This is a genomic window from Psychrobacter sp. M4 (genome assembly GCF_055699795.1).
On sequence record NZ_CM146740.1, the window covers coordinates 354794 to 375403 of the forward strand.

The following is a 20610-nucleotide window of genomic DNA, read 5'->3' on the forward strand; positions in this document are numbered from 1 at the left end:
GTACGGGCTTTTTTGTGCTGGTAGGCTGCAACTAAATTACTAAACGGTCAATACACGGTGTGCAATATCTTTATAATCTTGTGAGCTTAGGCGCGGACCGAACTGCTGGATCACTTGCGCTGAGACCTCACCAGCTAGGCGACCACATTCAGGCAAACTATATTGCTGAGATAAAGCGTATAAAAAAGTCCCAGCGTAGTTGTCACCAGCACCATTGGTATCAGTAACATGAGCTACAGTCGGCGTCGTCACCTCATAAAAACCAACTTCTTTAGTCTGTTCTGATTTATAAGCGATGATTGTAGGGTTCGCACTATCTGTCACCACAGCAATCTGACAGTAGTCAAGCAAGGCCCGAGCAGCAGCCTTGATTTGTTTTTTCTCAGTGAACAGGCGCGCCTCCTCACTATTGCAAAATATCACCTCGACTTTATTACCCAGCATATTGAGCAGACCCTCTTTGGCAAATTTTACTACCGCAGGGTCAGCAAAGCTGACGGCGATTTTAGCGTTATGGATGCCAGCCTGTTGGCGCAGCTGAGTCATGGCTGGTTGAATGCTTTCCGACATGGCCAAATAGCCTTCTATATATAACCAATCAGCTTGGGTCAACGCATCAAAATCAACATTATCGCTAGTAATGTCGCTCGATGTGCCAAGATAGGTTTGCATAGTACGCTCACCGTCTTCGGTCACAGCAACTACACAGGAACCTGTGACTCCGCCTGCGTGTATAGACTGCTTTGAGGTCGCAACGCCGGCCTCGTTCAAATCTTTTAAATAAAATAAGCCTTGTTCATCGTCACCGACGCGGCAGGCATAAAAAGGTTTACCGCCGAGGCTTGCAAAGGCAAACATGGTATTAGCTGCTGAACCGCCGCCTGCTTTTTTTGATAGTTTGATGTTGGCCAGCTTTAAAAATGCTAAAACCTGCTGCTGCTCTTCTAAACTAACCAGCGTCATATTACCTTTGGTAAGCTCAGTTTCTTCTAACGCTGCATCGGTCAATACAAATTCGTAATCGACCAAAGCATTACCTACTGCCATCACATCATACATCGCTTATCTCTCCAATTGCTGTATTTACCAAGTTATTGTCTTTAAATAAAAATCAAGTTTGCAGCTCAAGCAGACGCTGATATAACGCATTTTTTTTGACGCCCGTAATATCAGCTGCCAATGCTGCCGCCTTTTTAACTGACAGATCCTCGAGTAGGCGCTGCAAAAGTTTATCGTGGATACTGACGTCATCGTCGTCGTGCGCTGTATTAGCACCTGCAACGACGATAACTATTTCACCGCGTTGCTGATTGCTATCGGCTTTAACAAACTCGCTAAGCGCTCCAAGAGAGGTGTTGTACACTGTTTCAAAGGTTTTGGTCAGCTCGCGACAAAAAGCCACCTGCCGCTCGGTGCCAAATACTTTAGCCATATCCTCAAGGCTTGCGATAATACGGTGAGGTGCCTCATAAAAAATAAGCGTTTCAGTACGTGATTTCAAGGTTTCGAGTTGTTTTTGGCGACCATGCGTCTTTGCTGGTAAAAACCCTATAAAGCTAAAGCGATCGGAGGGCAGACCTGCAACTGACAGGGCAGCAATAGCGGCTGAAGCTCCAACAATAGGCGAGACTGTTACCCCAGCGGCATGCGCGGCCTGTACCAACTGAAAACCTGGATCACTAACCAAAGGCGTGCCGGCATCGCTAATCAGAGCAACCGAATGTCCTTGTTGAATCATCTCGATAATCTTAGGGGTTTGAATGGCGCTATTGTGTTCATGATAGGCCCAAAGTTTATTATAGCCACGAGGTTTGTCAACGTTTTCTTCAATCTTGTCTGCGTCATCATTACTAGTATTGTTACTAGCATTTTTGTTATCAGTTTTGGTATCGATGCCAAAGTGCGCCAGCAGTTTGCCTGAGGTACGCGTATCTTCACAAGCGATGATAGCCACTTGCTTTAGCGTCTCAAGTGCTCGCGGCGTCATATCGTTTAAATTACCAATCGGTGTAGCAACGATATACAAACAAGCGGGCATCGTAGTAGGGCTGGACATGAAAACCTCTTAGGCGTGGCTATTGATATAGAATTTAGAATTTATTATTTATAAGAGTACTTAAAAAAATAACAGGAAAACATAGGATTTGTATGCTTTGATGGGGTTAGTTTAGCATGTTGTGCTATGATAATTCACAATTGACCATTCTGTCATGATTTACCGTATCGTACAGACAACTTTATATTAGTACAAAAGGCTAACGTTATGGCTAAGCAGAAAGCTCATAATCATTCGCTGGCCCTAAACTCTCCTAAGCAGCGCCAAGGCAGTCGTTTTGAGGCGCACGCTTGTCAGTTCTTAATGAGTCAAGGCTTGGTTTTAATCGCACAAAACTGGCAGCAGCCAAAAATGGGTGAGCTGGATTTAGTGATGTTAGAGACTAATCAAGCATGGTCGACACTGGTGTTTGTTGAAGTGCGTCAGCGCCTACGCTCAGGTTTTGGGGATGCAGCACTCAGTGTCACTAAAGCCAAACAACGCAAAATTATTAAAGCCGCCAAATGTTTTTTGCAGCAACATCCTGAGTATGCCAATTGTGATTGCCGGTTTGATGTGGTCGCCTATAATACTACTCGCAGCTTGGCTTATACTGTAGAGACTGGCGTGGACGGCGATCATAGTAAGGTGCATGGCAATGATAGCAACAGCAATAAAGCAGGCGAGTCGGTATCACCTTATCAACCAGAATGGCTGACAGGCGCTTTTATGGCAAGCGCTTGGTAGTGTTGTCGAATACTGATATTATTCACTAAAAGATAATTTTAATAGATATTCCTTATTGATATTTAACTATTGAACGTGCTTTATGAGGTAGAGGATGACAAGGTTGCATACATTTAACACTGTTTTAGCAAAGCCGCGCGCTACGAAAAGCTATATCACGCTAAGTACGCTGCTAATGGCCTGCGCCATCAGTACAGGCTGTACCACCAACTATTTGACCAATAGTACGCAAGGAACTTATGGAGTGCCGGTAACTGAGCGTACTATTCCTCAGCGCCTACTTGATCGTAGCATTGAGCATACTGCCAAGGTCAATATTTATGGTCTGCAAGAGAACCTACAACAAAACAGCCGCATCAGTATCGACAGCTTTTATAGTGAAGTACTCCTAAGCGGTGAGGTGCCTACAGAGGCGCTCAAAACTCAAATTGAAAAAGTAGTCAGCTCCATGCCTGATGTTCGCCGCGTCTATAATGAGCTTAATGTGAGTGTCGCTAAAGGCTATAGCTCAACCGTACACGATGGCTATATAACCTCAAAACTAATGGCCAAAGCCGCGGCCAACGATGGTGTTAGAGCTTCCCAAGTAAAGGCCATTACCAATGATGGCGTGGTCTATATTATGGGACGCCTGACCCCCACTCAGCAAAGCCGTCTGATCGATATTGCTAATAGTACCGTAGGTATTACTGAGCTGGTGCTACTGACGACAGTGGTGAATGACAGAGGTTTGCCAATCGATGAAGAGGATATTATGTCTGAAAGCAGCGCCGTAGATCCTACATCGATCCAGCCTTCTTCTGCGCAGCCATTCGTAGCAGCGCCCGTGCTCAGAGATATCGCCCCAGCGCCTGCACCTAATACTGTGCCGCAAGCAAACCCAGCACCAGTAGAGCCGACTACAGATAGCGTGCCTGCCAACCAAGACAATCAAAACTCATCAAGTCCTTATGTTGACTTGTATAGTGATTGAGAGTCACCATCAATAAAGGCAGTCACAAGAACCTTGAACAGTAGTAGTACTAAGAACAAGCTGGACGGTCATAAGGCCAATAGGTGACAGAAAGTAGAAATTAAGCATTTATCGAAAGATAATAAAAAAGGGTAGCGGCTATGAAAGATTCAAATCCAAATAAAGCACGACCAAAAACCTATACTACTGACCTAGCCAATGACGAGATGACTAGCCACTTATCCCAAAAAACAAATAAGTTGAAGCTGGCAGGGGCGAGCATAGCAGCTGTAGGGGTTATGACTTTTACCGCTCAGCAAGCACAGGCGATCTCAGCGTTGTCTGTACTCAATACCTTCTCCCCGAATGGCGGAGTGGGCGTTACCAAAGACATCTTGTATGGTGAGGAGCCGCTACAAGATTTAGATATTTATTACCCCAAACCATTAGCGCAAGCGATGCAATCACAAAATAGCATCGATAAGGGGATTATCAATGACAGCTATCCTATGATTGTATTTGTTCATGGCGGCTCATGGGAGAGCGGCAACAAGGAGCAGTATGCTTTTGTAGGCCAAAGTCTTGCGCAAGCAGGCTATATTACTGCTGTTATTAATTACCGAAAAGCGCCTGAACATGTCTACCCTGACTACGTCAAAGATACTGCCCAAGCCATTGCGTGGAGTTATAATAACGCAAGCGATCTGCATGCTGACCCTAAGCGTTTTGCGGTCATAGGTCATTCAGCGGGTGCATTTAATGCAGTAGCTGCCGTCTCAGATGAAGATTTTCTAGCACCTTATAACGTTAGTCCAAATGATATTAGTGCTGTGATAGGTATTGCTGGCCCGTACAGTTATGATTTTCGTCAATATAGCGGTGGTACGGCCTTCGCTGATGATGCAACGCCAGATGATGTCATGCCCGATAGGCACATTAAGGGCAAGCAGCCGCCGTATTTATTATTGACAGCTGAAAATGACAAAGTGGTTCATGATCGTAATACTATTAAGATGACGCAGGCTTTGAAAGACTATGGGGCAACCGTTGAGACGGGTGAGATTAAAGGTGCCAGTCATGCTACGAGCATCGCGGCAATGTCGTCTCCTTTGCGTTGGTTGAATGATGTACGCGCGCAAGTATTAAACTATTTAAATAAAAGCTTATGACATGAAGCCAATCTTAGATAAAATTGGCACCTCTTTTTTCATGTGCTGCTGGTTCTAATCTGACAATCTGCTATCAAGTTATCATTCATAATAAAAATAGCCAGATTATGTGTTAGCACAGGTTATCAGCACAAGACGGTACTGTAAGATTCATAAACTCTTGTTATAATGTCTCTATTTTGGCAACTGGTCTGACATTTTAGTTTGAAATTTTTGCTATTCTCTTCACATTTAAAACAGGTATTTTTATGAGTATGAACGCTGATGATTTAATTGCATTTTTGCAGCAGCATTTTCCAGACGCTTTTATTCAAGCGGCCAATCAGGGCAATAAGTTCGATGTCCGTGTCGTCGATGCAAGCTTTGAGGGCAAGCGCTCCGTGCAGCGCCAACAGGCTATCTACGCCTTAGTTAACGACAAGATTGCTAGTGGTGATATTCATGCGCTTAATATCCAAGCATTGACCCCTGCTGAATGGGAAACCCAATCAACAGGCCAATCATAAAGTCAAAAAGCTCTGATTTTCACATGACTCTTTTATCATTACTCACCTTATTATTCACATACAATTAGGTTGTTACCCCTATGGACCAGTTTTTAATCACCGGTAGTAGTCGTATTGCAGGAGAAGTAACCATCTCTGGCGCCAAAAATGCTGCGTTGCCTTTATTGGCAGCTATGATATTGGCTGAGACGCCCATGACCTTGCATAATGTACCATCGCTACAAGATGTACGCACCTTGATTAAACTGATTTCGGGTATGGGTATTGATATCCAAAAACAGGGCGATACGGTCACTTGTGATACCAAGAGTATCGATAACTTTTATGCGCCTTATGATTTGGTTAAGACCATGCGTGCCTCTATTTTAGTGTTAGGGCCTTTGCTGGCGCGATTCGGTGAAGCGGAGGTTTCCCTACCAGGTGGCTGTGCTATTGGTTCACGGCCTGTGGATCAGCATCTTAAAGCCTTTGAGGCAATGGGCGCTGAAATTACGGTAGAAAATGGCTATGTCAAAGCCCATGCTCCTAAAGGCGGCAAACTGCTTGGCTGTAATTTTTCTTTTGATATGATCACTGTGGGCGGTACTGAAAACGTCATTATGGCAGCAGTATTGGCAAAAGGTACTACGGTGCTAGGTAACTGCGCGCTGGAACCAGAAGTGGTTGATTTGGCAAATATGCTAGTGGCTATGGGCGCTAAAATTAGCGGTATTGGGACAGCAACGATGACTATTGAAGGCGTTGAGCGCTTGCAAGGCTGTACGTATGCCGTGGTTCCTGACCGTATCGAGACCGGTTCTTACTTAGCGGGCGCACTAATGACCCGCGGCGATGTATTGACCAAAAAAACCAATGCCAGTTTGCTATATCCTGTACTTGAAAAGTTTGAGGCTATGGGCGCTACGATTAGCACAGGTGAGGATTGGATTCGGGCGCAAATGACGACGCGCCCAAAGCCAGTTGATATTCGTACCCAGCCGCATCCAGGCTTTCCTACCGATATGCAGGCGCAATTGATGGCGGTTTGTTGCCTTGCTGATGGCACCAGCACTATTATCGAAAACATTTTTGAAAACCGCTACATGCACGTCCCCGAGCTCAATCGTTTAGGCGCCTCTATTCAAGTAGATGGTCATACTGCTGTTGTGAGAGGGGTTGAGCATTTTACAGCCGCTCCTGTGATGGCGACGGATCTGCGGGCTTCGATGTCACTAGTTATGGCGGCGGCGGCGGCTGAAGGAGAGAGTCTAATAGACCGTATTTATCATATTGATCGCGGTTATGAGAATGTTGAAAATAAACTGCGCGCTTTAGGCGTCAACATTAAGCGGGTTAATACCAATGACTAAGCAAAATGAGCAAACTGCGAATTTACCAACCGACAGTTTATTAAATGAGTTGGATACTGAATTTAATGGCTTGACGCTGGCGTTATCTAAAGGCCGTATTTTAGAAGAGACACTCCCTTTACTGCAGGCAGCTGGCGTTGATTTACTTGAAGATCCTGAAGCGTCGCGCAAGCTGATTTTTCCCACTTCAAACCCACATGTTCGTGTCCTGATTTTACGGGCAAGCGATGTACCAACCTATGTAGAACATGGAGCGGCTGATTTTGGAGTCGCGGGTAAAGATGTGCTTTTAGAACACGGTGCCAATCATGTTTATGAGCTGTTGGATTTACAAATTGCTCAGTGCAAGCTTATGACTGCAGGCATAAAAGGTGCTCCATTGCCCAAGCGCCGCTTGCGTATTGCTACTAAATACGTCAATGTGGCTCGTGCCTACTTTGCCAGCCAAGGTCAGCAGGTAGATGTCATCAAACTTTATGGTTCGATGGAGCTTGCGCCGCTAGTAGGATTAGGTGATTTGATTGTAGATGTGGTCGATACTGGTAACACGCTGCGTGCCAATGGTCTTGAACCCCTCGATCATATTTGTGATGTGTCCTCGCGCTTGATTGTCAATCAAGTCAGTTACAAGCGCAAGTTTGCTCTGCTTGAGCCAATTTTTGAGAGCTTTAAAGACAGTATCGCTATCGCTCGATAACTACCAGATGCTTGCACAATACTATTGATATAGATATATGACTAATAGATATGGTGCTATGAGTAATATAGAAAATAGCTATGTAAATTTTGAAACCAGTTTAGCGCTTACAGTAGGTATAGAGCGTGCTAAACTGGTTTTGTTGTTTTTGTATAAGATCATAAAAGATAACTATTATTGCAAATAACGTCTTAAAATAGTGACTACTAAAAGGTGATTATTGAAAGTTATAGCGCCTATTTTTTTACTACTATTCTCAAGCTAAATATAGGATAAGATCATGCGTCAGCTAAGTACCCAAGATTGTGATTTTGAACAGCAATTAACGTCATTGCTGGCCTTTGAAACGGTGAATGATGCCAGCTTACTCAGTACAGTAGATGGCATTATTGCTCAGGTACGCGCAGATGGGGATAGTGTAGTGCTGGCTTTAACCCAGCAGTTTGATCAACATCCAGCTAAAGATATGGGTGAGCTTGAGCTAACAAAAAAGGCTCTGGTTGAGGCTTTTGATGGTCTAGAAGATGATGTAAAGACGGCTTTGATGACAGCTGCTTCTCGCGTACAGACTTTTCACGAGCGCCAAGTTCAAGAGAGCTGGCACTATAACGACGAGCTGGGCAACCGCTTAGGTCAAAAAGTCACCCCCCTTGATCGAGTCGGTATCTATGTCCCAGGAGGTCTGGCCTCTTATCCCTCATCAGTACTTATGAATGCTATTCCTGCCAAAGTTGCAGGTGTCGAAGAAGTTATTATGGTGGTGCCAGCCCCAAAAGGGGTATTAAACCCGCTGGTTTTGGCAGCGGCGCACTTAGCGCAGGTTGACCGAGTATTTACTATTGGCGGCGCCCAAGCGGTAGCCGCATTGGCTTATGGCACCCAAACCATTCCGCAAGTTGATAAGATAACAGGCCCTGGTAATAAGTACGTTGCGGCGGCCAAAAGAGCAGTATTTGGTCAGGTAGGTATCGATATGATCGCTGGACCCTCCGAGGTGCTAGTCTACGCAGAAGGTGAAAGTAATGACCGTGCTGATTGGCTGGCCATGGATTTATTGTCGCAAGCTGAGCACGACCGCGTTGCCCAAGCGATTTTTGTGACTACAAGCCCTGAGCAACTAACAGCAGTTGCCACTGAGATCGAAAAAGCTTTGGCCCAAATACCAAAAGCTGATATCGCTCGCGATTCGCTACAAAACCGCGGCGCACTTATCTTAGTTAAAGACCGAGCTGAGGGTATGAGGGTTATTAATCGCATTGCACCTGAGCATTTAGAGCTATCCGTTGATGACCCTGATGCACTACTCAATGATATCCGCCATGCTGGTGCTATTTTTATGGGTCGCCATACTCCAGAGGCGATTGGTGACTACTGCGCAGGACCTAATCATGTCTTGCCAACCTCAGGTACGGCAAGATTTTCATCACCACTAGGGGTTTATGATTTTCAAAAAAAGTCATCGATCATCTATTGTAGCGAAAGCGGGAGTAGACCTTTGGCAAGGACAGCGGACCTCTTAGCCCAGCGTGAGGATTTAGAAGCTCATGCACGTTCAGCACGCTATCGTTATCAGTAAATAACTGTAATTGGTGAATATTTTGGTAACTGACAGTCTTTATTGAGCAGGCTTTCAATCCTAAGGTTGTAGTCAGTAAATTTATAAATAAGTGAGATAACGACAGCATAACGGCTATAAAGAACCCTTTGTCAGAAATAAATAGGCATTATAGTAGGGACTATATAACATCTAATTATAGTATTAACGAATTAAAGTCAGTCTCGCGACATTTAGTAATGTGGTCTTAAATAATGTAGCTATCGGTATAATAGGATGAATTATGAGTGAACCGAAAATTGATACTAGACTTTGGTCTGCCAGAGCACGACACTTATCTCCCTATGTTCCAGGTGAGCAGCCCAAACACGAAAACTTATGCAAATTAAACACCAATGAAAATCCCTTTCCACCTTCGCCAAAAGTAGCGGAAGCAATTGCTAAAGTTGTCGGACAACAAGGCGATGAGCTACGCTTTTATCCAGATCCTGAATCTGATGCTCTACGGTCTGCATTGGCTAAACTTTATAATCTTAATACCAATCAGGTATTTGTTGGTAACGGCTCAGATGAAGTACTCGCTTTAGTGTTTGCCAGCTTTTTTATAAAAGAGCGTCCGGTGTTAGCGCCAGATATCAGTTATAGCTTTTATCCTGTTTACGCGCAGACTTTTGGTGTAGAGTTAGTGCAAATTGCGCTTGAAGAAGATTTTAGTATAGATCCCGATGCTTATCGTCAGCCTTGTGGCGGCATTATCATAGCCAATCCTAACGCGCCAACAGGATTGTTACTATCGCTTGCCGATATTCGTAAGCTTGCTACTGAGCACACCAATTCAGTTATCGTTATTGACGAAGCCTATATAGACTTTGCAAAAGTCAATGAAAACGATTCAGACAGTGATACAGCAGCGGTCTCAGCCATTAACCTAATCGATGAGTTTGATAACCTCTTAGTTACCCAAACCTTTTCAAAGTCGCGCTCGCTTGCCGGTCTCAGGGTAGGCATGGCATTTGGTAATGTGTCTTTAATTGAAGCGTTAACACGGATGAAGAATAGCTTTAATAGCTATCCATTAGATAAGCTTGCACAAGCTGGCGCTACCGCTAGCGTTTTAGATACCGAGTATTTTGAGCAAACCTGTCAGCAGGTCGTTGACTTACGAGAAGCATTGACAGCGCAGCTAACCGCGCTTGACTATCAAATATTGCCCTCACAGGCAAACTTTGTGTTTGCTCGTCCTCCTAATGGCGATGCTAGCAGCGTAGCTGAAGCATTACGTAAGCAAGGTATTATCGTGCGCCATTTTGACAAACCTCGCATCAGTGAATATCTACGTATCACGGTAGGTACTTCTGATCAGCATCAGCGCTTAATTGATGCGTTAGCAGTGTTGCACAACCACAAAGCACATACGGCAGCAGTAAGTTAAAACTATCTATGTTGATTAGAATAAAGATTTTCTCAAGACTGCCTTTAAATAAAGGTTATATAAACTTGGTAGCTTAAACCTTATATAGTTTCTAATATAGTAAGTAAATTACTCACTTTGTCGAGGCTTTCTTGGTACTCGTCGCTGCACTTTGATGCTATAGTAATACCGCCGCCCGCCCACAAGCTTACTTTAGTAGTCTTGCTCGACTCGTCTACTAGATGCTGGGCTTGTAAGGTTCTGATCAACACATTCCATTGCCCACTACCATCAAAGTTCATATAACCCATGGTACCGCAGTACGCGCCGCGCGGTGCCACTTCTAACTCTGAGATAATCTCAACTGCTCGTTTTTTCGGCGTACCAGTAATTGAGCCGGCAGGTAGACTACCAAATAATACCGCTAGCGGATGGGCATCTTTTGCCAACTCAGCGGTGATCGTGCTGACCATATGATGGACATTACTAAAGCTCTCAATACTGAATAAGTGCGGTACTTTCACGCTACCAGTTTTGGCATATCTACCTAAGTCGTTACGCAGCAGATCCACGATCATGACATTTTCAGCGCGGTCTTTATTACTAGTCGCAAGCTCTTGCTCTAAGATTAAATCTTGCTCAGTGCTGTTACCTCTGGGACGTGTACCCTTAATCGGCTTAGTACGGATATGATGCTTACCAGTTCCACTGTCTCTTACAAAAGTAAAAAACAGCTCAGGCGAGCAGCTTAACAACTCAAAACTAGAGTGTTCACCGTATTTGCTAAAAGTACTATTTTTATCAAAGCTGCCACCTAGAGCTTGAATGTTCATGTAGCCGGCAAAAGGCGCTTGTGTGCTGTACTGTAGAGCAGGTAGGTAATCTATAAGTGCGGCTACCGCTTCATGGTCTTTTTTATAAGTAAACTGGTTTTGCCAAGCTTGGGTTAGATTGATTTGGTAGCAGTCGCCTTGTTGTAGATAGTGTTGAGTTTTCTCAAACGCACATTGGTAGTCCTCTTTATGCCAGCGTGCTCTTAAAGTTAAAGGCGCAAGCGTAGCTGTAGGCTTGTCTTTACCAGATAGCTGAGCATCTAGCTTATTTAAATAAGAGATCAGTAGGTTTAAGGTTTTCTCGTTAGGCTCATTGTCGCCAGTTTGCTTGGTTTTGATGACATTTAACGACCAACTGGATAGTTCAGTATCCGTATCAATCGCAGTTAGATAGATATCATAGTGTCCCAATACTGCACAGGGCTGCGCAGCCAGTTTTATATTGGCCGCTGGACTTAGCTCACAAGCGACCATATCATAACCAATAAAGCCCATTAGGCCATGATGGTAACTTGAGTGGTCGTTTTTTTTATTTGTTGGTTTTGCAGTACTATGATCATTTTCATAAGCTTGACTATAATTAATAAGCTCATCTTGCCATTCCATATAGCTCATATTAGTAGTCATTATCGCATTGCCATTATTACGAAGATTTTTTACCACTTTGTAATAGGGTAGTGGCTTGTCAGACTCCCTGTTATTAGTAGGATAAACAGACCAGCCTACTTTAGGCAACAGTCCAATTACAGGTCTACCATCATTGTTAAGCCAAACCAATTGCCAGTTAGCGGTAGCGTCTTGCGCCAGCAAATACTGCTGCAATTTTGGTAACAGTTCAGCTGCCGATAAACCACCAAAAAGCCAGCTAATTTGATCAGCTGGCTTTTGAGAGGAGGAATTTCGCTGAGATGCATCTGGTAAAGCCTTTGGTACGAGCATAATTTAAGCGTCAAACTTTTTAATAATTAAGGTTGCATTAGTACCGCCAAAACCAAAGCTGTTGGTCATTAGGGTTTTAAGAGCAGCGTCTCGTCGCTCCGTGACGATATCAAAATCTGCTGCTGCTGCTTCTAGCTGCTCAATATTGATACTAGGAGCGATAAAGCCTTCTTGGAGCATAAGCAGGCAGTAAATCAGCTCTTGAGCACCGACCGCGCCTAAACTGTGTCCCGTCATAGATTTGGTTGAGCTAATAGGAGGTATAGACGCTTGAGAGTCAGAAGCAGCATCGTCGTCGGAGGCGAACACTTTAGCAATGGCTTTAAGCTCAGTAATATCACCTAACGGCGTGCTAGTACCATGACTGTTGATATAGTCAACGCTTTGTAGACCGGCTTGATCTAGTGCTTGCTGCATACAGCGCACTGCGCCTTCACCGCTTGGCGCGACCATCTCAGCGCCATCAGAGCTAGCACCGTAACCGATGATCTCAGCTAAAATATTAGCGCCGCGCTCCTGCGCGTGTTCTAAGCTTTCAACCACTACCATAGCCCCGCCTGCGGCAATAACAAAACCGTCACGATCTTTATCATATGCCCGCGAAGACTGCTTAGGACTGTCATTGTACTGAGTACTCATAGCGCCCATAGCATCAAACATACAAGACTGCGTCCAGTGCTCAGCTTCACCACCACCAGCAATGATAACGTCAGCTTTGCCTAATTGAATTAGCTCAGCGGCGTGCCCGATACAATGAGTTGAGGTGGCACACGCTGAAGAGACAGAGTAGGAGATACCATGAATCTTAAGACCAGTTGCTAGTGCTGCTGATACCGAACTACTCATAGTCTTTGGCACTGCCATAGCGCCGACCCCGCGCAGACCTTTTTCGCGCATAGCATCTGTAGCTGCAACCACACTCTCAGTTGATGCGCCCCCTGAGCCTGCAACGACCCCCACCCGTGGATTTTTACTGATAGTATCAAGTGATAGTCCAGATTGCTCAATAGCTGCTAAAGCGCTAACATAAGCGTAGAGACTAGCGTCACTAAAAAAGCGCTTAAGCTTACGATCGATGCCAGAAGTGTCCAATTCTGACTTGTCGATACTACCGCTTACCTGCGACTTAAACCCATGCTCTGCATAACTTTCATTAAAGGTGATACCAGACTGTCCTTGTTTGAGAGCAGCAGTGACAGTGGCTAAATCATGTCCGATACAAGAGACAATCCCTGCTCCAGTGATAACAACTCGGCGCATACTTCATTCCTTATGTTAAAATGTTGTGTTGTACGCTTTTTAAATACTTACTTGTCTAAAGTCCAACTTATCTAAAAAATACTTTGTTATAAATGATAGTCATTAAACTGATTTAGTTTTGACTGACTAGCAATTATTAGCTCAGTGTACAATCATACTCTAGTTGTCACTATGATAGCGTATCGGAGGGTCAAAATCTCGGTTCAAGTGCAAAATAACGGTAAAAATTACTAACACTCACAGGTATTCTTGTGAAAATTTTCAAAAACCTTTAACAAATGTATTATAGGACATTATAATAATTCCAGTTATAGTAATCACTACTTTTATAGCGTGTAAGCCTTACGCAGCAATTAACTCTAAAATGTCGATCTCTATAGCAGAATAAAGCTGAAAGCGATTTAAATTTGGCTTTAATCATCACACTCAACTATTATGCAAAGGATATAACTATGTCAAAGCGTAGCACTCTTTCTCAAGGTATAAATACTATTGGTCATTTTACGCGCAACAATCTTGAGCGTATGGGCGCAATGATTGATAATGTAAACGCTAAGACTGGTAAACCGCGTCAGTATAAAGCGGTGAACTTAGGTGATGATGATTATCAGCAAGATTTGTTTCGTGAGCAAACTCTAAAAACTACTCAGCAGCTTATAGGGGCACGTTTTGCTACCTACGGCAAATATGCCAAAAAAGTAGTACCAAACAGTCTATTTCAGTCCACTATCGACGGTGCTTTTTCTCAAGTTGCCAAACTTGCGGCCAATTGGAGCCAAGTCGATTTGCCTGATGAGCACCGTTTTGCCGATATATCTACCTTAGATGATGAAGAGCGTTATGCGCTAGCTACTGATATTGCCAATCAGAATCGCGCTCTGGCAACTTTAGGCGGGCTTACTGGACTTGCAGGCTTGCCAGGATTATTGGCTGATACTCTATGGTTATTATTAGTATCTTTGCGTACGGTATATCAACTAGCAGCGGTCTACGATCAGCCATTAACAGGCAAGCAGGGCGTAAAAATGGCCTATGAGCTACTGGCGCACGCCGATTTAAGTAAGATGCAAGAAAAGCAAGCATTGCTAGCTGGTATCGGTATGGGCAAAGGGCTACTCGACAATGCCCAAGACCGCGGCTTACATAGCGAGCTTAAAAACTTAGGCCTTAAAAATAAAAATGTGAATTATTATGCTGAGCAAGTGGATAGTATTGCCAGCCAAGTTGGCCTAGATTTAGATCAAATCAACTTAACTTGGATACGCCGCTTTCTGCCATTAACAGCTGTTGCTATCGGTATGAACTACAACAGTCGTTTGATTGACGAAGTTATCGGTGTCGCGCAAGCAACTTTTGCTCCAGAACCGAAGCTTGCTCAACACTCTATCACTGATGATAGTAGTAGCGAGGCGCCAGTCAATAAAAAGTCTGTACAAGACGAGGACGATAATACTGATAACCGTACAGAAGACAAAAATACTGATAATGCTCAAGATAACAAAGGTACGGGTAAAAAAGAGCAGGATAAAGCTGATCTTAGTGAAAATAAGACTGAACAAAAAGATGAAACGGCAAGTAGCCTAAAAACCAAAATGAACCCTGACACAGAAGAGTCAGTAGATGAGAACTATAAAGAGGCACAGGAGAGTATGACCAACGATAGTACTACCAAAAAGTAGAGCGATACTAAAGTAGCACTAAAGCAGCTTTTTAAATTACAGTTTATTATGGAGTGTTAGTAGATGCTTCATTGATAAAGGACTTAGTTTAGTAAAGAGCTGTTTTTACTCACTGTTTTTTGATAAGGACTTAAACCTACAAGTATAAAGGTTTAAGTCCTTTTTAATGGTTATTGTAAACTTGAAAAATAAATCATTAACACCATAAAGTTAAAGCAACAGAACATCTTCTTGGCTAAGCGTTAATTTAATGAGCTTCGATTTGTTTTAAAGTCCATCTGCAAATGATGCACATCTATTCATTGTTGTAAAGCAAAACTACTTATAAGTAGTTGAAATACCAGTAACAACTCTTTATAATACATTGTCCTAAAAATGGGTACTGCCTGCTCTCATACTATATGAAAGAATAGGCGAATCGACCCATTTTTTTGTTTTATACCAAACGGGAGAAGGATGCCTTATGGCAACAACTAACCAATTGATCCGTAAGGGTCGCAAAACGATTACGGAAAAGTCAAAAGTTCCTGCACTGCAAGCGTGCCCACAGCGCCGCGGCGTATGTACTCGTGTCTATACGACTACACCAAAAAAGCCAAACTCAGCAATGCGCAAGGTTTGCCGTGTACGTCTAACTTCAGGCTATGAAGTATCAAGCTATATCGGCGGTGAAGGTCATAACCTACAAGAGCATAGCGTAGTATTGATCCGCGGTGGTCGTGTAAAAGATCTACCGGGCGTACGTTATCATACGGTTCGCGGTGCACTTGACTGCGCTGGCGTAAAAGACCGTAAACAAGGTCGCTCTAAATACGGTGCGAAAAAGCCTAAGGTTTAAAATCTGATTTTATTAATCAGGTTCTATTAACCAAGCTTATTTGTATCATCTATCAACTGTGCATGGGTTTGGTATCGAAAGCATTATCAGCGCTATCGATATACCACTATGCAGTAAGGCTGACTGACAACTCGATATAATCTCATATTTAAAGAGTGGTTCGAGATTGTGAATGTTAGACACTCCTGAAGACAAGGAAATTTATTATGCCAAGACGTCGCGTCGTTGCTACCCGTGAGATCCTACCGGATCCTAAGTTTGGTAGCCAAACTATTGCTAAATTCATCAATCATGTTATGAGTGATGGTAAAAAATCTACTGCTGAGCGTATCGTTTACGGTGCTCTTGATACAGTAGCGCAGAAACGTAATATTGAAGATCCAGTATCTTTCTTTGAAGACGTATTAGAGAATGTACGCCCAATGGTTGAAGTGAAAGCTCGCCGTGTTGGTGGTGCCACCTATCAAGTACCCATGGAAGTACGCCCCTCCCGTCGTACTGCTTTGGCTATGCGTTGGTTAGCTGAAGCTGCTGCAAAGCGTTCTGAAAAATCAATGGCTCTGCGTCTTGCAGGCGAGTTAGGTGATGCTTCTGAAGGTAAGGGTAATGCTATGAAAAAGCGTGACGAAGTTCACCGCATGGCTGATGCCAACAAAGCGTTCTCACATTATCGCTTCTAAGCTGATTTATAAGCGCATTTGATTAAGTTCTGTTAAGCAGTCAAATGCGTTGATCTATTTTTTATATTGATTACCGTCATCATGTCTTTAGCTATTAGAATTGAAGTGATTCGATAGTTGATATGGCGGTATCTATCTATACTCTAATGATTTTGTCCCAAATTCGATGCCACTATATTCTTAGTCATTACTCTTTATTGTCCCTATTAGCGTCACTGATTAGTAACAGGTTAAAGCTTATTGCATTAACCAAGGATATGTAAGGTAGAGACACAATACATTAATTTATACACGAATTTCCCTAGGAAAACACTATGGCTCGTAAAACTCCCCTAAAACGCTATCGCAATATCGGTATCTCAGCACACATTGATGCTGGTAAGACCACCACTACAGAGCGTGTCTTATTCTATACTGGTGTTAGTCATAAACTTGGCGAAGTTCATGATGGCGCCGCTACCATGGATTGGATGGAGCAAGAACAAGAGCGTGGTATTACTATTACCTCAGCAGCAACTACTTGTTTTTGGTCAGGTATGGCTAAGCAGTTTGATGAACATCGCATCAATATTATTGACACCCCAGGTCACGTTGATTTCACCATTGAAGTTGAACGTTCTATGCGTGTTCTTGATGGCGCGTGTATGGTTTACTGTGCGGTAGGCGGTGTACAACCACAGTCTGAGACTGTCTGGCGTCAGGCTAATAAATATAAAGTACCACGTTTAGCATTTGTCAATAAAATGGACCGTGTTGGTGCAGACTTCTATCGCGTTATCGACCAAATTAAAACTCGTCTAGGTGGTAAGCCCGTTCCAATCGTTATCCCAATTGGTAAAGAAGATGACTTTGAAGGCGTTGTTGATCTAGTAACCATGAAAGCTTTATATTGGGACGAAGCGTCTCAGGGTATGGAGTTTGAAGAGCGTGAAATTCCAGCTGAATTACAGGATAAAGCAGCAGAATATCGTGAAATGTTAGTAGAAACAGCGGCTGAAGCCACCGAAGAGCTCATGAATGAGTATCTTGAAAATGGTGAATTGTCAGTAGAGCAAATTCATACTGCGCTTCGTCAACTAACTATCGACAACGAAATTATTCCGCTACTTTGTGGTACTGCCTTTAAAAACAAAGGCGTACAAAAGATGCTAGATGCCGTTATCCAGTATTTGCCAGCTCCAATGGATGTACCAGCGATTCGCGGTATTCTTGATGATAAAGATGAGTCTGAAGGCACTCGTGAAGCGTCTGATGAAGCGCCTTTCTCAGCACTAGCGTTTAAAATCATGAATGACAAGTTCGTGGGTAACTTAACCTTCGTTCGTGTTTATTCAGGTGTTATCAAACAGGGTAGCAGTGTTTATAACCCAGTTAAGATGAAGCGTGAGCGTGTAGGCCGCATCGTACAGATGATGGCAAACTCGCAAGAAGAGCTTGAAGAGATTCGTACCGGTGATATCGCCGCTTTAGTTGGTATGAAAGACGTTGGTACTGGTGATACTTTATGCGATGAGAGCAACGTCATTACTCTTGAGCGTATGGAGTTCCCAGAACCAGTTATCAGCCTAGCTGTTGAGCCTAAGACTAAAGCTGACCAAGAAAAAATGTCAATTGCTTTGGGCCGTCTGGCTAAAGAAGATCCATCGTTCCGTGTGCATACTGATGAAGAGTCTGGTCAGACTATTATCAGTGGTATGGGTGAGCTGCATCTTGAGATTTTGGTTGATCGTATGAAGCGTGAGTTCAGCGTTGAGGCAAACATTGGTGCACCGCAAGTAGCTTACCGCGAAACCATTCGTGAGACTATTGAACAAGAAGGCAAATTCGTACGTCAGACTGGTGGCCGTGGTAAGTTCGGTCACGTTTGGTTACGTCTTGAGCCGCTTGATCCAGCGGGTGATGTTGAATACGAATTCGCTGAAGAAGTTGTCGGCGGTGTGGTACCAAAAGAATTCCACGGTGCTGTTGATAAAGGTATTCAAGAGCGCATGAAAAATGGCGTCCTTGCGGGTTACCCGGTCGTTGGCGTAAAAGCAACTTTATATGATGGTTCTTACCATGATGTTGACTCAGATGAGTTGTCATTCAAAATGGCAGGTTCTATTGCTTTTAGAAAAGGTTTCTTAGCAGCCAACCCTGCTCTTTTAGAGCCGGTCATGAAAGTTGAAGTAGAAACACCCGAAGACTACATGGGTGATATTATGGGTGATCTAAACCGTCGCCGCGGTATGGTGCAAGGTATGGAAGATTTGCCTGGTGGTACTAAGCAGATCCGTGCCGAAGTACCATTAGCAGAGATGTTTGGTTATGCCACGCAAATGCGCTCAATGTCTCAAGGCCGTGCCACCTACTCTATGGAATTTCAAAAGTACGCGGAGATTCCAAAATCAGTAGCTGCCGATATCATCTCTAAGTACAACTCTAAAGATGGCGACGAATAATTAACAGTCAGCTTATTAAGACAATGCAGAGTATACCTCTGTATTGTCAGCTTTGATTTACTAATAATTGGTTAAAACACTTGTTATTGGCTGTAATATTCTTATAATATCTGCACATTGCATGTGTAACCCTTAATAATTATCTCAATGCGATTAATATATACTTGATAAAGCGCTTTTTAGATATGGTAACAGCGTCTATAAGAGGTCTTTATTAAGTAATTAATCCCAAATAAAGAGGAAGAACCCCATGGCAAAGGCCAAGTTTGAACGCAACAAGCCCCACGTCAACGTCGGCACCATCGGACACGTTGACCACGGCAAAACCACACTAACTGCTGCTATCGCAACCGTAGCCGCTAAAACCTCAGGCGGCGAAGCCAAAGACTACGCGTCAATTGATAGCGCCCCTGAAGAAAAAGCACGTGGCATCACCATCAACACCTCACACGTAGAGTATGACACCGAAGCTCGTCACTACGCACACGTTGATTGCCCAGGCCACGCTGACTACGTTAAAAACATGATTACCGGTGCCGCACAAATGGACGGCGCCATCCTAGTCGTCTCAGCAACCGATGGTCCTATGCCACAAACTCGTGAGCACATCTTGCTATCACGTCAGGTTGGCGTACCGTACATCATCGTCTTCATGAACAAGTGCGACCTTGTTGACGACGAAGAGCTACTAGAACTCGTTGAAATGGAAGTTCGTGAACTCCTTAACGACTACGACTTCCCAGGCGACGACACCCCAATCGTCAAAGGCTCAGCAACAGAAGCCCTAAAAGGCTCTGACGGTCCTTATGGCGAACCTGCTGTCGTCGAACTACTCGGCATCCTAGACACCTACATCCCAGAGCCTGAGCGTGACATCGACAAAGCATTCCTTATGCCCATCGAAGACGTCTTTTCAATCTCAGGTCGTGGTACCGTAGTAACTGGCCGTGTGGAATCAGGCATTGTTAAAGTCGGCGACGAGATCGAAATCGTTGGTATCCGTCCGACCCAAAAAACCACCTGTACCGGTGTTGAGATGTTCCGTAAGCTTCTAGACGAAGGTCGTGCTGGTGAGAACTGTGGCGTACTACTACGTGGTACTAAGCGTGAAGACGTACAACGTGGCCAAGTACTAGCTAAGCCAGGTTCAATCACTCCGCACACCAAGTTTGACGCCGAAGTCTATGTACTGTCAAAAGAAGAAGGTGGTCGTCACACGCCATTCCTAAACGGCTATCGTCCACAGTTCTACTTCCGTACCACTGACGTAACTGGCGCAATCCAATTACAAGACGGTACTGAAATGGTAATGCCTGGTGATAACGTTGAGATGGGCGTAGAGCTTATCCACCCAATCGCTATGGACAAAGGCCTACGTTTCGCGATTCGTGAAGGCGGCCGTACGGTAGGTGCTGGTGTGGTTGCAAGCGTTAGTAACTAATACCTAAAGACTAGTTGATCTATACTATTAGGGTTTATGTTTTAGCCTACTCTTATATAGTATAAACTGACTAAAAGC

Annotated in this window: 17 protein-coding genes; 13 read left to right on the plus strand and 4 right to left on the minus strand. The window is 43.9% G+C overall.

What is annotated here, in order from left to right; all coding sequences use genetic code 11:
- Positions 1-39: 39 nt before the first annotated feature.
- Together ACR63N_RS01535 and rsmI are read right to left on the minus strand one after the other, a co-directional pair.
- Complete coding sequence (locus ACR63N_RS01535) at positions 40-1059, minus strand: adenosine kinase (RefSeq protein WP_367105092.1); 1020 nt, start codon at positions 1057-1059, stop codon at positions 40-42.
- 52 nt (positions 1060-1111) lie between these two features.
- Complete coding sequence (gene rsmI, locus ACR63N_RS01540) at positions 1112-2056, minus strand: 16S rRNA (cytidine(1402)-2'-O)-methyltransferase (RefSeq protein WP_367105093.1); 945 nt, start codon at positions 2054-2056, stop codon at positions 1112-1114.
- 207 nt (positions 2057-2263) lie between these two features.
- Here rsmI and ACR63N_RS01545 point away from each other — a divergent pair, with 207 nt between their 5' ends.
- From ACR63N_RS01545 to hisC, 8 genes are all read left to right on the plus strand, one after another.
- Positions 2264-2782: a YraN family protein gene (locus tag ACR63N_RS01545; protein WP_367105094.1), complete on the plus strand. Its 519-nt coding sequence runs from the start codon at positions 2264-2266 to the stop codon at positions 2780-2782.
- Between the two features lie 94 nt (positions 2783-2876).
- The gene (locus ACR63N_RS01550; protein ID WP_472782361.1) at positions 2877-3755 is read left to right on the plus strand and encodes a BON domain-containing protein; all 879 of its coding nucleotides are present in this window, start codon (positions 2877-2879) and stop codon (positions 3753-3755) included.
- Positions 3756-3895: 140 nt separating this feature from the next.
- Positions 3896-4903, plus strand: coding sequence for an alpha/beta hydrolase (locus ACR63N_RS01555; RefSeq protein WP_472782362.1), 1008 nt, complete (start codon positions 3896-3898; stop codon positions 4901-4903).
- A 254-nt stretch (positions 4904-5157) separates the two neighbouring features.
- Positions 5158-5409 (plus strand): BolA family protein, encoded by a 252-nt coding sequence (locus ACR63N_RS01560; RefSeq protein ID WP_472782698.1) that lies wholly within the window; start codon positions 5158-5160, stop codon positions 5407-5409.
- Between the two features lie 80 nt (positions 5410-5489).
- Positions 5490-6758 (plus strand): UDP-N-acetylglucosamine 1-carboxyvinyltransferase, encoded by a 1269-nt coding sequence (gene murA, locus ACR63N_RS01565; RefSeq protein WP_367105098.1) that lies wholly within the window; start codon positions 5490-5492, stop codon positions 6756-6758.
- Positions 6751-7455 carry an ATP phosphoribosyltransferase gene (gene hisG / locus ACR63N_RS01570; RefSeq protein WP_472782363.1) on the plus strand — a complete coding sequence of 235 codons (705 nt, stop codon included), beginning with the start codon at positions 6751-6753 and terminating at the stop codon, positions 7453-7455. Before murA ends, hisG begins: the two co-directional genes overlap by 8 nt.
- A gap of 280 nt (positions 7456-7735) precedes the next feature.
- Positions 7736-9031, plus strand: a complete 1296-nt coding sequence (gene hisD, locus ACR63N_RS01575; protein ID WP_367107341.1) for a histidinol dehydrogenase — start codon at positions 7736-7738, stop codon at positions 9029-9031.
- A 262-nt stretch (positions 9032-9293) separates the two neighbouring features.
- On the plus strand, positions 9294-10442 hold the full coding sequence (gene hisC / locus ACR63N_RS01580) for a histidinol-phosphate transaminase (protein ID WP_472782364.1): 1149 nt from the start codon (positions 9294-9296) through the stop codon (positions 10440-10442).
- 80 nt (positions 10443-10522) lie between these two features.
- Here hisC and ACR63N_RS01585 read toward each other — a convergent pair whose 3' ends face one another.
- Together ACR63N_RS01585 and ACR63N_RS01590 are read right to left on the minus strand one after the other, a co-directional pair.
- Complete coding sequence (locus ACR63N_RS01585; protein ID WP_472782365.1) at positions 10523-12193, minus strand: anthranilate synthase component I family protein; 1671 nt, start codon at positions 12191-12193, stop codon at positions 10523-10525.
- 3 nt (positions 12194-12196) lie between these two features.
- Positions 12197-13453 (minus strand): beta-ketoacyl synthase N-terminal-like domain-containing protein, encoded by a 1257-nt coding sequence (locus ACR63N_RS01590; RefSeq protein ID WP_472782366.1) that lies wholly within the window; start codon positions 13451-13453, stop codon positions 12197-12199.
- A 452-nt stretch (positions 13454-13905) separates the two neighbouring features.
- On the opposite strand from ACR63N_RS01590, the gene ACR63N_RS01595 reads away from it, so the two are divergent.
- From ACR63N_RS01595 to tuf, 5 genes are all read left to right on the plus strand, one after another.
- Positions 13906-15132: an EcsC family protein gene (locus tag ACR63N_RS01595; protein WP_472782367.1), complete on the plus strand. Its 1227-nt coding sequence runs from the start codon at positions 13906-13908 to the stop codon at positions 15130-15132.
- Between the two features lie 463 nt (positions 15133-15595).
- The gene (gene rpsL, locus ACR63N_RS01600) at positions 15596-15970 is read left to right on the plus strand and encodes a 30S ribosomal protein S12 (RefSeq protein ID WP_367105105.1); all 375 of its coding nucleotides are present in this window, start codon (positions 15596-15598) and stop codon (positions 15968-15970) included.
- Between the two features lie 206 nt (positions 15971-16176).
- Positions 16177-16650 (plus strand): 30S ribosomal protein S7, encoded by a 474-nt coding sequence (gene rpsG / locus ACR63N_RS01605; protein ID WP_367105106.1) that lies wholly within the window; start codon positions 16177-16179, stop codon positions 16648-16650.
- 314 nt (positions 16651-16964) lie between these two features.
- The gene (fusA, locus tag ACR63N_RS01610) at positions 16965-19091 is read left to right on the plus strand and encodes an elongation factor G (RefSeq protein ID WP_367105107.1); all 2127 of its coding nucleotides are present in this window, start codon (positions 16965-16967) and stop codon (positions 19089-19091) included.
- Between the two features lie 250 nt (positions 19092-19341).
- The gene (gene tuf, locus ACR63N_RS01615) at positions 19342-20532 is read left to right on the plus strand and encodes an elongation factor Tu (protein ID WP_367104688.1); all 1191 of its coding nucleotides are present in this window, start codon (positions 19342-19344) and stop codon (positions 20530-20532) included.
- Positions 20533-20610 lie beyond the last annotated feature (78 nt).

Excerpts from the sequence above, each read along its gene's own strand:
- ACR63N_RS01535 (WP_367105092.1), bottom strand. The coding sequence starts at position 1,059 with ATGTATGATGTGATGGCAGTAGGTAATGCTTTGGTCGATTACGAATTT.
- rsmI (WP_367105093.1), bottom strand. The coding sequence starts at position 2,056 with ATGTCCAGCCCTACTACGATGCCCGCTTGTTTGTATATCGTTGCTACA.
- ACR63N_RS01545 (WP_367105094.1), top strand. The coding sequence starts at position 2,264 with ATGGCTAAGCAGAAAGCTCATAATCATTCGCTGGCCCTAAACTCTCCT.
- ACR63N_RS01550 (WP_472782361.1), top strand. The coding sequence starts at position 2,877 with ATGACAAGGTTGCATACATTTAACACTGTTTTAGCAAAGCCGCGCGCT.
- ACR63N_RS01555 (WP_472782362.1), top strand. The coding sequence starts at position 3,896 with ATGAAAGATTCAAATCCAAATAAAGCACGACCAAAAACCTATACTACT.
- ACR63N_RS01560 (WP_472782698.1), top strand. The coding sequence starts at position 5,158 with ATGAACGCTGATGATTTAATTGCATTTTTGCAGCAGCATTTTCCAGAC.
- murA (WP_367105098.1), top strand. The coding sequence starts at position 5,490 with ATGGACCAGTTTTTAATCACCGGTAGTAGTCGTATTGCAGGAGAAGTA.
- hisG (WP_472782363.1), top strand. The coding sequence starts at position 6,751 with ATGACTAAGCAAAATGAGCAAACTGCGAATTTACCAACCGACAGTTTA.
- hisD (WP_367107341.1), top strand. The coding sequence starts at position 7,736 with ATGCGTCAGCTAAGTACCCAAGATTGTGATTTTGAACAGCAATTAACG.
- hisC (WP_472782364.1), top strand. The coding sequence starts at position 9,294 with ATGAGTGAACCGAAAATTGATACTAGACTTTGGTCTGCCAGAGCACGA.
- ACR63N_RS01585 (WP_472782365.1), bottom strand. The coding sequence starts at position 12,193 with ATGCTCGTACCAAAGGCTTTACCAGATGCATCTCAGCGAAATTCCTCC.
- ACR63N_RS01590 (WP_472782366.1), bottom strand. The coding sequence starts at position 13,453 with ATGCGCCGAGTTGTTATCACTGGAGCAGGGATTGTCTCTTGTATCGGA.
- ACR63N_RS01595 (WP_472782367.1), top strand. The coding sequence starts at position 13,906 with ATGTCAAAGCGTAGCACTCTTTCTCAAGGTATAAATACTATTGGTCAT.
- rpsL (WP_367105105.1), top strand. The coding sequence starts at position 15,596 with ATGGCAACAACTAACCAATTGATCCGTAAGGGTCGCAAAACGATTACG.
- rpsG (WP_367105106.1), top strand. The coding sequence starts at position 16,177 with ATGCCAAGACGTCGCGTCGTTGCTACCCGTGAGATCCTACCGGATCCT.
- fusA (WP_367105107.1), top strand. The coding sequence starts at position 16,965 with ATGGCTCGTAAAACTCCCCTAAAACGCTATCGCAATATCGGTATCTCA.
- tuf (WP_367104688.1), top strand. The coding sequence starts at position 19,342 with ATGGCAAAGGCCAAGTTTGAACGCAACAAGCCCCACGTCAACGTCGGC.